Source organism: Streptomyces sp. NPDC059371 (assembly GCF_042751995.1).
Classification (GTDB): Bacteria; Actinomycetota; Actinomycetes; order Streptomycetales; family Streptomycetaceae; genus Streptomyces.
This window is the reverse complement of the sequence record NZ_JBHYXD010000040.1, coordinates 4867-14897: the sequence shown is the minus strand read 5'-3', so window position 1 is coordinate 14897 and position 10031 is coordinate 4867. Positions and strand designations below refer to the sequence as shown.

At 71.0% G+C, this 10031-nt stretch carries 13 protein-coding genes; 4 read left to right on the top strand and 9 right to left on the bottom strand.

Features of this window, described 5'->3' with window-relative positions; genetic code table 11:
* Window positions 1-264: 264 nt before the first annotated feature.
* Window positions 265-1371 carry a glycoside hydrolase family 36 protein gene (locus ACFXGX_RS22565; RefSeq protein WP_384794097.1) on the top strand — a complete coding sequence of 369 codons (1107 nt, stop codon included), beginning with the start codon at window positions 265-267 and terminating at the stop codon, window positions 1369-1371.
* Window positions 1368-3398 (top strand): beta-galactosidase, encoded by a 2031-nt coding sequence (locus ACFXGX_RS22560; protein ID WP_384794094.1) that lies wholly within the window; start codon window positions 1368-1370, stop codon window positions 3396-3398. The genes ACFXGX_RS22565 and ACFXGX_RS22560 overlap by 4 nt, the downstream gene beginning before the upstream one ends.
* A 53-nt stretch (window positions 3399-3451) precedes the next feature.
* Here ACFXGX_RS22560 and ACFXGX_RS22555 read toward each other — a convergent pair whose 3' ends face one another.
* From ACFXGX_RS22555 to ACFXGX_RS22520, 8 genes are all read right to left on the bottom strand, one after another.
* The gene (locus ACFXGX_RS22555) at window positions 3452-3865 is read right to left on the bottom strand and encodes a gas vesicle protein K (protein ID WP_384794091.1); all 414 of its coding nucleotides are present in this window, start codon (window positions 3863-3865) and stop codon (window positions 3452-3454) included.
* The gene (gene gvpJ / locus ACFXGX_RS22550; protein WP_384794088.1) at window positions 3855-4100 is read right to left on the bottom strand and encodes a gas vesicle protein GvpJ; all 246 of its coding nucleotides are present in this window, start codon (window positions 4098-4100) and stop codon (window positions 3855-3857) included. Before gvpJ ends, ACFXGX_RS22555 begins: the two co-directional genes overlap by 11 nt.
* A complete protein-coding gene (locus tag ACFXGX_RS22545; RefSeq protein ID WP_384794085.1) occupies window positions 4097-4972 on the bottom strand; it encodes a GvpL/GvpF family gas vesicle protein in 876 nt (291 codons plus the stop codon). Before ACFXGX_RS22545 ends, gvpJ begins: the two co-directional genes overlap by 4 nt.
* Entirely contained in the window at window positions 4953-5366 is a 414-nt protein-coding gene (locus ACFXGX_RS22540; RefSeq protein ID WP_384794082.1) for a gas vesicle protein, read from the bottom strand. The genes ACFXGX_RS22545 and ACFXGX_RS22540 overlap by 20 nt, the downstream gene beginning before the upstream one ends.
* Window positions 5367-5547: 181 nt before the next feature.
* Window positions 5548-5799, bottom strand: coding sequence for a gas vesicle protein GvpG (locus ACFXGX_RS22535; protein ID WP_384794079.1), 252 nt, complete (start codon window positions 5797-5799; stop codon window positions 5548-5550).
* A gap of 10 nt (window positions 5800-5809) precedes the next feature.
* Complete coding sequence (locus ACFXGX_RS22530; protein WP_384794076.1) at window positions 5810-6523, bottom strand: GvpL/GvpF family gas vesicle protein; 714 nt, start codon at window positions 6521-6523, stop codon at window positions 5810-5812.
* A 3-nt stretch (window positions 6524-6526) separates the two neighbouring features.
* Window positions 6527-7009 (bottom strand): gas vesicle structural protein GvpA, encoded by a 483-nt coding sequence (locus tag ACFXGX_RS22525; RefSeq protein ID WP_384794073.1) that lies wholly within the window; start codon window positions 7007-7009, stop codon window positions 6527-6529.
* Between the two features lie 27 nt (window positions 7010-7036).
* Window positions 7037-7387: a gas vesicle protein gene (locus ACFXGX_RS22520; RefSeq protein WP_384794070.1), complete on the bottom strand. Its 351-nt coding sequence runs from the start codon at window positions 7385-7387 to the stop codon at window positions 7037-7039.
* A gap of 69 nt (window positions 7388-7456) precedes the next feature.
* Between ACFXGX_RS22520 and ACFXGX_RS22515 the strand changes: the two genes are divergently transcribed.
* A complete protein-coding gene (locus tag ACFXGX_RS22515) occupies window positions 7457-8497 on the top strand; it encodes an SRPBCC family protein (RefSeq protein ID WP_384794067.1) in 1041 nt (346 codons plus the stop codon).
* A gap of 454 nt (window positions 8498-8951) precedes the next feature.
* Here the strand turns inward: ACFXGX_RS22515 and ACFXGX_RS22510 are convergent, their stop codons facing one another.
* Entirely contained in the window at window positions 8952-9500 is a 549-nt protein-coding gene (locus tag ACFXGX_RS22510) for a DUF5709 domain-containing protein (RefSeq protein ID WP_384794064.1), read from the bottom strand.
* A 238-nt stretch (window positions 9501-9738) separates the two neighbouring features.
* On the opposite strand from ACFXGX_RS22510, the gene ACFXGX_RS22505 reads away from it, so the two are divergent.
* Window positions 9739-9912, top strand: a complete 174-nt coding sequence (locus ACFXGX_RS22505; protein WP_326783820.1) for a CsbD family protein — start codon at window positions 9739-9741, stop codon at window positions 9910-9912.
* Window positions 9913-10031 lie beyond the last annotated feature (119 nt).

Sequence of the window (10031 nt, the reverse complement as noted above, 5' to 3'; positions counted from 1 at the left end):
CCGTGTTACTATTTATCCACACCGCGCGCCCACCCACCCCCCCCCCGCCCCCCCCCCTCCCCCGCCCCGCGCCCCCCCCGGGCGCCCAACGAGGAGGGCTGGCAGTCCTGGAGTCCCAGCGGCTCCTACGCCCTCGACGACACCCCGTACCGCCCGGCGAACGACAACTGGGCGACCGTCTGCTACCGGCCGGGCCGCACCGCGCCGCCCGGGGCCTTCCAGGGCGAGGGACTGCTCGCGCTGGACCCGGGCGACGGCTCCCCGGTGCGGCTGTGGGCTGCGCCCGACCCGGCCGCCTCGGTGCCCTCGATCCGGCTGGCCGTCCACGACGGCCCTGCGGAGATCAGCGCCGATGGCCCGGTCACCGAGTCCTCGTACTCCGGACCGGACGGAATCCAGGGCGCGCTCGCCGCCTGGGCCGACGCCCTCGCGACACCCGCCCCGCGGCCCGCGCCCACGGTGTGGTGCTCCTGGTACGAGTACTTCACCGCCGTCACCGAGGACGACATCCACGAGAACCTCCGCGCCATGGACACCCTCGGCCTCCCCGTCGACGTCGTCCAGATCGACGACGGCTACCAGAGCGCACTCGGCGACTGGCTCACCCTCTCCGGCCGCTTCCGCTCCCGCGCGGCCCTCGCCGACGCCATCCGCGCCCGCGGCAGGCGAGCGGGGATCTGGACCGCGCCGTTCCTCGTGGCGCCGGGCAGCGAACTCGCCGGCCGGCACCCCGACTGGCTGGTCCGCGACCCGGCGGGCACACCCCTGCACGCCGGCCACAACTGGAACCACGACCTGTACACCCTCGACATCACCCACCCCGAGGCCCGGTCCTACCTGACCGACGTCTACGCCACCCTGCGCGCCGAGGGCTACGACTACTTCAAGACCGACTTCCTCTACGCGGGCGCCCTGGACGGCGCCCGGCACTCCGGAGCCGACGCGCTGACCGCCTACCGCGACGGAATCGCCCTGATCCGCGAAGCCATCGGCCCCGACGCCTACCTGCTCGGCTGCGGAGCGCCGGTCCTCCCGTCCATCGGCCTGTTCGACGCCATGCGGGTCAGCCCCGACACGGCCCCGCACCGGCGCCCCGAGGCCGGCGACTACAGCCAACCCGGCCAGGACGCCGCCGAGTTCACCGGCGTCGGCCGCCAATGGCAGCACCGGCGCCTGTGGATCAACGACCCCGACTGCCTGATGGCCCGCCCCGCCGTCGAGACCCGCGAACGCTGGGCGGCGCATGTCGAGGCCACCGACGGCCTCATGGCCTCCAGCGACCGGCTGCTGTCCCTCGACGAGTGGGGCGCGGCCACCACCCGCCGCCTGCTGTCCTCGGGACACGCGCCGGCCTCGGGAGGAACCGCATGACCCCCGAACGCACCCTGTCCGTCCCCGGCATCGTCTACGGCGGCGACTACAACCCCGAACAGTGGCCCGAGGAGATCTGGGCCGAGGACATGCGCCTGATGCGCGAGGCCGGCGTCACCATGGTCAGCGTCGGCATCTTCTCCTGGGCCCTCATGGAGCCCTCCGAGGGGCGGTTCGACTTCACCCGCATGGACCGGCTCCTGGACCTCCTCCACGAGAACGGCATCGCCGCCGACCTCGCCACCCCCACCGCCGCTCCGCCCGCCTGGTTCTTCCGGGCACACCCCGAGGCGCTCCCGGTCGACCGGGACGGCCGTACGCAGACGTACGGCAGCAGACAGACGTTCTGCCCGAGCAGCCCCGCCTACCGTGCGGCGGCCCTGCGCGTCACGGGCGCCCTCGCCGAACGCTACGCCGCCCACCCGGCCGTCGTGATGTGGCACATCCACAACGAGTACGGCTGCCACAACGCGGCCTGCTACTGCGACACCAGCGCCCTGTCCTTCCGCCGCTGGCTGCGCGTCCGCTACGGCGACGACCTGGCGGCCCTCAACCATGCTTGGGGCACCACGTTCTGGAGCCAGTGGTACTACGACTGGGAGGAGATCCTGCCGCCCCGCGCCACCGGCGCCGTCCCCAACCCCACGCACCGGCTCGACTGGCGCCGCTTCTGCTCCGACGAACTGCTGTCGCTGTACACGGCGGAGCGGGACGTCCTGCGCGCGGCCGCCCCCTCGACACCGGCCACCACCAACTTCATGGTCATGGACACCTTCGACGCGCTCGACTACTGGCGGTGGGCGCCGGAACTCGACATCGTCTCCAACGACCACTACCTGATGTCCGCCGACCCGGCCTCCGAGATCGACGTCGCGCTCTGCGGCGACCTGACACGGTCGCTGGCCGGAGGGCCCTGGCTGCTCATGGAACACTCCACGGGCGCCGTGAACTGGCAGCCCGTCAACCGGGCCAAGGTCCCCGGCGAGATGCGCCGCAACGCCCTCGCCCACGTGGCCCACGGAGCCGACGGCATCGCCTACTTCCAGTGGCGGGCCGCGAAGGCGGGCGCCGAGCAGTGGCACTCGGCGATGCTCCCGCACGCGGGCACGGACAGCCGCATCTGGCAGGACGTCGTCCGCCTCGGCGCCGATCTCAAGGCCCTGGCCGAGGTACGCGGCAGCACCGGCACCGCCGAAGTCGCCATCGTCTGGGACTGGAACGCCCGTTGGGCACTGGAACTGCCCTCGCAGCCCAGCGGCGACCTCCGGTACAAGGATCTGGTCCGTGCCTGGTACGAGCCCCTGTGGCAATCCGGCGTGGCCGTCGACTTCGTCCGCCCGGACGCGGACCTCTCGGCCTACCGCCTCGTCCTCGCCCCGAGCCTCTACCTCGTGGACGAGGCGGGCGCGGCCAACCTGACCGGCCATGTCGAGCGCGGCGGTACCCTCGCGATCGGCTTCCACAGCGGAGCCGTCGACGAGAACTGCCACATCCGGCTGGGCGGTTACCCGGGCGCCTTCCGCGACACGCTCGGCGTCCGCGGCGACGAACTCTTCCCCCTCCTCCCCGGCGAGTCGGCCGGACTGACCGGCCAGGTGCCCCCGGGCGCCACGGCCACGCTGTGGTCGGAACGGCTGCGCCTGAACGGCGCCGAGCCCATCGCCACGTACACGGACGGACCCCTGACGGGCGTCCCGGCGGTGACGAGACACACCCACGGCGCGGGCGTCGCCTGGTACCTGGCGACCCTTCCCGACCCGGACACCCTCACCGCCCTGCTGGACCGCATCCGCGCCGAGGCCGGGGTCACCGACGCCGGCGACCTGCCCCCGGGAGTGGAGACGGTCCGCCGCCGGGGCCGCGACGCCGACTACGTGTTCGTCATCGACCACGCGGGCCGGGGCGCGGACATCCCGGTCCCCCCGGGCACCACCGAACTCCTCACCGGCAAACCCCTGTCGGGCTCCCTGAGGGTCGATCCGGGCGAGATCGCGGTGCTGCGGGAACCGCGGGCGGCGGCCGGGTAGCCCGGCGGTCGCGAGACCCGCGCGATCGTCCTCCGGGGGCGGCTGGGGCCGGGTCAGTCGGGGGGTGGGAGCAGGGGGCCCAGGGGGCCGAGGTCGAGGTTGAGGTCCTCCAGGGTGAGGCCGTGGGTCGCGCACAGGTCTCTCATCCGGTCGTGCAGGACCATGAGCGTCGTGCCGAGCCGTTCCTCGTCCTCCTCGCTGAGATCACCCTGGTCGACCCGGCGCAGCGCCTGACGCTCCATGACCTGGCGCAGCAGTTCGACCAGCGTCAGGACCAGCCGCATGAGATCCCGCTCGACCGTGTCGGGGTCCGTGTTGATCCGCCCGGCCGCGGCACGCCCCCGCGTACCCGGTCGTGGCCGGTCCGCGGGCTCGGCCGGCAGCAGCCGGAAAGCCCGTGCCGCGGCCTCCGCCGCCTCTTCCAGGGGGTCCGCGGCGCCCAGGGTGCCGTCGTCCTCAGCCGGCATGGCCGCCTCGCGGGGGAGCGGGCCGGTCCCAGGGCGACGGATTCTCCGCGCTGACGGACACGATCAGCGCGCGCAGCGAGATCCGTACGAGATCGATGTCGGCGATGGACAGCACCACGTCACCGACCAGGACCACCCCTCCGGCGAGAAGGCGGTCCAGCAGGTCGACCAGCGCGACCTGACGGTCCGGCAGCGGTTCCAGGGAGGCCGAAGCCGAACGGCCGGGCACGGTCATGACGTGACACCTCGTACATCGCGGCCGGCCCCGTCGGCGCCCTCTCCGTCGTCCGTGGCGCTCTGGGGCGGCATCGCGAAGGAGTACGGGGCCCACGGGCCCGTGACCTCCACGCGGACCCCCGTCAGGCCCTGACCCGCTCGGGCGGCCTCCTCGCGGAAGGCCTCGCCGCGCCCGCGGGGCACCAGGAAGGCGTCGTTGAAGACGTTCTCGCCCGCGTCGCCGGCCAGGGCGCCCTGTTGGGGCCGGTGGGCCGCCCGGTCGGTCGCGTACGCGCGTGCCACGTCCCCCACACGCTCGGCCGCCTCCTGGGCCGCCCGGTAGACGGCATCCCGGTCGCCGCGCTGCCGTCTTCGGGCGCTGAGGTAGGCACGCCCCGGTGTCACATCCGCCGACGCGCTGGATCCAGGGGCGGGCGGAGCGGTGGGAGCGGCCGCCTCGACGTAGATCTTCACCCCCCATTCGACCTGGTCCGCCAGGTGATCCAGACGCTCGGCGAACAGCCGTACCGCGGAGCGCAGCATGTCGCGCGCGCTGCCGTCGTCGACATAGACGGTCGCCAGCCGCAGCGGCAGCGCGGGGGTGAGCGCCGTGACCTCCTCCACGATCGCGTGGTGCGCCCGTGCGACCGCCTCCAGCCAGTCCAGGTCCTCCAGATGCCGTCTGAGCCCCTCCTCGCGAAAGTCCGCGGCCGGCACCGGGCTCACCACGAGAACGATCTCCGTGGCGTCGCCGTCCTCCCCGCCTTCGGCGATCAGGTGGACCGGGGCGCCGGCGACTCCCGCGAGTCCGGCGACCGTCTTGGCCAGGTCCGGGTGCCCGCGTGCCACGACGTACGCGTAGGTGACCGGTTCACTCGTTCGCGTCGTCATCGCGATCAGCCCTTCGGCGGGTGGTGCCGCGCGGTTCCGGCTCCACCTCGGGGATGTTCCTGTCCCGGCGCAGGGCGTTCAACTCGGCACGCAGCCGTCGGTTCTGCTCGGCCAGGGAGTGCTCGTCCCGGGCCCCCGACGTGAGCGAGGGGTCGTGTTCCCACCAGTCGATGCCCATCTCCCTGGCCTTGTCGACCGAGGCGACGAGCAACCGGATCTTGATCGTGAGCAGTTCGATGTCGAGGAGGTTGATCCGGATGTCGCCCGCGATGACGATGCCTTTGTCGAGGACGCGTTCCAGGATGTCGGCCAGGTTGGCGGACGAGCCCTGCGCGTACGGCGGTGTGGCTCGGGACGGATAGTCGCCCAGGCGGTTGGAGAGCGGTTGACTCACGACGGTGTCCTCGAGTTCTCTCGGATCCGGGTCGGGATGCGCGGGACGCGATCGGGATCCGGTCGGGGATGCGATCAGGATCGGGTCGGCATCCGGTCGAGGGTGCGATCAGGATCCGGTCGGGGTGCGATCAGGTTTCGCACGAAGGTGCGATCAGGTTTCGTACGGGTGATCGGGCCGCTCAGGGTGGTCCGTCCTGTTGGTACATCCTGATCTCCTCCAGCCGGTCGAGCAGTTGGTCCTCGATCAGGTCGAACGTCTCCTCGTCGATCTCGCCGGCGTTCAACTGCCGTTCCAGATCGGCGAGTTGGAGGCGTATCGGTGCCGGGTCGTAGTACTCGTCCTCCGCGGCCTCCAGAACCCTGTCCATCACCCAGGCGACTCCGCGCACGGGCGCCAGGGGAAGCGTGACGAGTTGTGTGAACAGGCCCATGACGTCTCCCTCAGCTGAAGCTGTACGGAGGGAGCGGACCGTTGAGCCGGAATTCGAACCCCTCGCCCATCTGGTGCGCGAGACTCAGCTCCGTGGCGAGGAAGAGTTCGTCCTGCTCGTCGCTCACGAGGAACGAGACGTTGAGGAAGTCCGTTCCGGTGGGCGGAGAGGAGTCGATCTCCCGGGCGAACGGGCGGAGCGCCTCGATCACGCCGGAGGCCAGTGCCTCCTGGCGGGCCCGGACCTCGTTGGCGACGATCTCGCCGAGCGTCACGGCCGCGTCGGGGGTCGCCGTGCCGGCGCGGATGTCGTCGTTGAGCCGCCGGGCCGGCTCCGAATCCGTGAGGATCTCCCGCAGCACCATGTCCTCGTCCTGCGACGCCTTCAGGTTGTACTCGGCGCAGCCCTCCAACAGGCGCAGTCGGTCGGCGTACTCGTCGCCGCGCTCCTCCAGCGCCTGCCTGACCGTGTCCTCGTCCGGGGCGGTGTAGCCGAACCTGAGGGGCAGCACGGTGCCGTCCGTCATCAGACGCTGCTGGACCTCCTGGTGGCGGCCGATGTCTCTGCGTTTGGGGCGCAGTTCCTCCGGTGCGTCACTCACGACCGCGCAGAGCGGGCCCGCGGTCACCGTACGCAGCGGGGAGGCCGAGGCGCCGACTCCGTCGAGCCCGTCGAGGCGCAGCGGATGGTCCTTGAACGTGATCGAGTAGATGTATACGGCCATGGCTCACTCCTCCGCGCGAGACGCGCTTCGCTCCCGCCGGGGGGATCGCCGGGCCGGCCGCCGCCGTCGTTCCACCGTCTCCTCCCCTTCTCCCTCCGGCTCGTCCTCCTCGTCGTCGCCGTGCTTGCCCGTCACTCCCCGGATGGTCTCGGTGACCGCGTCCGCGGCGCCGCTCAGGGCTCCCTTGGACTTGCCCTTCGCGCCGGATTCCAGGGTGTCGCCGACGATGTCGGTGAGCTTGGACGGTGCCTTGTTGCCGGATTCCAGGTCGAGACGGTTGCATGCCTCGGCGAAGCGCAAGTAGGTGTCGACGCTGGCCACGACGATGCGTATATCGATCTTCAGGATCTCGATGCCCACGAGGGACACCCGGATGAAGACGTCGATGACGAGCCCGCGGTCGAGAATGAGTTCAAGAACGTCGTAGAGAGTGCCGGATCCGCCGCTCCGGGCGACGTTGCCACTACTCTGCGGCACCATAGTCATGGTGCCTCCCTTCACCGGCGTGCTGTATCAGCGCCGGTCGATCTGTCCACGCGTATAGCGGCGCTTCCTCTCGTAGGCCACAAGGTCGCCCTTCTTGTCCAGGGTCACTCGGTAGGTGGCCATCACGCTGGTGGTCTCGGGGACGCGCTCCAGCTCGAGTACCTCCACATCCGCCTCCCAACCGTCGTCCGTGGGTCTGATCGCGGAAACGGACTCGGGGACTCGGCCGAGCAGCGTGCCGAGTTGTTCCACCGCCGAACGGATCGCGCCGGCCGCGCCTCCGGAGCGTGAGGGGGCGGCACGGTCACCTGTGGGCCGCCGGCGCGCGGTACCACCGTCGGCGCGCGGTCGCCGTTTGGCGGGTTCTGCTGCGGCCATGGTGTCTCCGGTCGTCGGGAGGGACGCCGTACTTGGATAAAAGCGTGCAATCTCATCATATAGGGGTACTTGGGGCGTCAGGTGTGGACGGCTTGCCCTGAGGCCGCCCCGTCGAGCGCGCGGCCCTGGGAGAAGGCCGGTGACAAGGTCGCGGATGTCACGGACAACCTCTTCGATTCCGCCGAGAACGGCGGCCCCCTGCTCGGAGCCGGTTCTCGCATCCTGCAAGGGGAATCGCCGCTGAAGGCGATCGTGTCGGAGAAGGCCAAGAGCGCCAAGGACAGCGTCGTCGGCAAGGTGAAGGACGCCTTCGGGGGCGGGGGCGGGGGAGGCGGCAAGGCCAAGTCCGGCAGCACCAAGGTCATGAACATCATCGAGGTGCTGGACGTCGGTGTCCCGGTCCGGAAGGCCTACGACCACTGGACCGAGTTCGAGAAGTTCAGCAGCTTCACCAAGGGTGTGCGCAGTGCCTCCCAGGACGGCGAGGGCGGCAGCGACTGGAAGGTGAAGGTCGGCCCGTCCACCCGGGGTTGGAAGGCGACCGTCCAGGAACAGGTTCCGGACGAGCGGATCGAATGGACCTCGGAAGGCGCCAAGGGCAGTACACGCGGCTGTGTCAGCTTCCACGAGCTCACGCCGGACCTCACCCGCATCGTGCTCGTCGTCGAGTACTACCCGTCCGGCTTCTTCGAGAAGACCGGCAACATCTGGCGCGCCCAAGGCCGCCGTCTGCGGCTGGACTTCAAGCACTTCCAGCGCTACGTCACGCTCACCGACGAGGAAGCCGAGGGCTGGCGCGGCGAGATACGCGGCGGCGAGGTGGTCCGCACCCACGAGGAGGCGCTGGAGGAGGAGGAAGCGGCAGCGGGCGAAGAGGACGAGGAAGGCGCGGAGGACTACCAGGACGAGGAGATCCCCGAGGAAGAGGAAGAGGAGGACGAGGAGCTCCCGGAGGCGGACGAAGAGGTCCCGGAGGAGGACGGCGAAGTGGGAGAGAGTACGACGAGGAGGACGGGGAGTACGAGGACGAGGACGAGGCGCAATGAGGGACGAGCACCCGAGCGCGCCGCGTGGGCATGCGGCAGGACACCGCCCACCGCCACCCGGTAGGGCACCGACCCCGCCACCCACCCGGCCGGCCGGGGCCGGTGGGTGGCGGGGTAGTGGTGAGGCACGGCCGGTTTCCTCCCGCCCCGGCGGGGGACCCGTGGCGACAGCCCGGAGTCAGACGAACACCGGACCCGAGGGGCCGGGGACAGGCCGAGCCGGGAGCGACCAGCGAAAGGACGAGACGCAGCCATGACCGCCGACATCGGGACCAGGAGCACCTCGCGACCTGAGACGGGATGGGCGCAGGCGCGTCGTTCCCGTCGGACAGGCCCACGGACCTGTCTTCCGGCGACAGCCGGCACATCGGCCCGCCAGGACCGGACCGCCCCGGACTGGAACATCGTCAGGGGTGAGGACTGAGCGGACGTCACTTCTCCGTACGGCTCGCGCCGTCACGGGCGGGCCTCAGGGAGCCGTCACGGTTCGGGCCTCGGAAAGCCGTCGCAGGTGAGCGTCAGGAGACGGAGTCGGAGGCGGAGTCCGTCTCGGAGCGCAGCCGGCGGATCTCGTCCGCCGGCGGCCGGCGCTCGCCCTCGTCCACCAGACGCTCGGGCATGTCGTCGTCCGGGATCAGGTGAACGTCGGCCTGCTCGGCGGGGTCCGCGTCTCCGTCGGCACCGACGTCCTCGGCGATCATGTCGTGCTCGGCGTCGTCGTGGGCGCCCACGTCGAGGGCCAGGATCCTCTCCGCGGGATCCGGGCCGACCTCGTTGTCCAGGGGCTCGCCTCCGTCGCCCGTGAGTTCGTCGTCCCCGTCGTCCTCGTCGGCGTCCCGCAGGGCCGGATCCGTCCGCTCCTCGGCCAGCTTCTCGTCCAGACTCTCCCCCTGGCGCTGCTCACGCGCCGTGGTGCCCAGGTGGTCCACGGCGAGCGGGCGCTCGGGCGGCGACCACCCGTCGTCGAAGGGGTCCGAGCCCCGGTATTCGAGGGTGTCCTCCGGATCGAGGATGCCCTCGTCCTCGCGGATGTCGGGACCTCCCGGCTGGTAGACCTCATCACCCATGACGTCGTCCTCGCTCTGCTGCCCGAGATGGGCGCGACCCTCCGGACGGATCCGAGTGTCATCGGCCCATGTCTCCAGGCTCACCCAGCACACCGGTTCCGGCATGCCGGAACCGCATGCGATCACGGAGGGTCACCGAACGGCGGGCGAAGATTCTCGGTCTCCACGTTTGGCACCCGTGGGACGGGTCACCCGACTCCCGACACTCGAAGCCGATCGTGATGGGAAGTGAGACATCGTGAGTGGCGAGCAGAAGGCCAAGGCCAAGATGGAACAGGCCAAGGGCAAGACGAAGGAAGCGGCCGGGCGCGCCGTGGGCAACGAGCGGATGACCGCCGAAGGCCAGGCCGAGAAGGCCAAGGGCGACGCACGACAGGCCAAGGAGAAGACGAAGGACGTCTTCAAGGGCTGACAAGGCCGAAAGCGCGGAAGGCCAACTCCCGGGTACCGGGAAGTCGGCGCGGCCGCCAGGCCCACCACGTGGGGGCCGGTACGCTGAAAAGGCCCCCCCGGGGTGGTCCCCCCCGGACA

What these genes read in the sequence shown, in the direction of transcription:
- ACFXGX_RS22530 (WP_384794076.1), bottom strand. Translation starts at nt 6,523, where the DNA reads ATGGCCGTATACATCTACTCGATCACGTTCAAGGACCATCCGCTGCGC.
- ACFXGX_RS22560 (WP_384794094.1), top strand. Translation starts at nt 1,368, where the DNA reads ATGACCCCCGAACGCACCCTGTCCGTCCCCGGCATCGTCTACGGCGGC.
- ACFXGX_RS22555 (WP_384794091.1), bottom strand. Translation starts at nt 3,865, where the DNA reads ATGCCGGCTGAGGACGACGGCACCCTGGGCGCCGCGGACCCCCTGGAA.
- ACFXGX_RS22510 (WP_384794064.1), bottom strand. Translation starts at nt 9,500, where the DNA reads ATGGGTGATGAGGTCTACCAGCCGGGAGGTCCCGACATCCGCGAGGAC.
- ACFXGX_RS22520 (WP_384794070.1), bottom strand. Translation starts at nt 7,387, where the DNA reads ATGGCCGCAGCAGAACCCGCCAAACGGCGACCGCGCGCCGACGGTGGT.
- ACFXGX_RS22535 (WP_384794079.1), bottom strand. Translation starts at nt 5,799, where the DNA reads ATGGGCCTGTTCACACAACTCGTCACGCTTCCCCTGGCGCCCGTGCGC.
- ACFXGX_RS22545 (WP_384794085.1), bottom strand. Translation starts at nt 4,972, where the DNA reads ATGACGACGCGAACGAGTGAACCGGTCACCTACGCGTACGTCGTGGCA.
- ACFXGX_RS22525 (WP_384794073.1), bottom strand. Translation starts at nt 7,009, where the DNA reads ATGACTATGGTGCCGCAGAGTAGTGGCAACGTCGCCCGGAGCGGCGGA.
- gvpJ (WP_384794088.1), bottom strand. Translation starts at nt 4,100, where the DNA reads ATGACCGTGCCCGGCCGTTCGGCTTCGGCCTCCCTGGAACCGCTGCCG.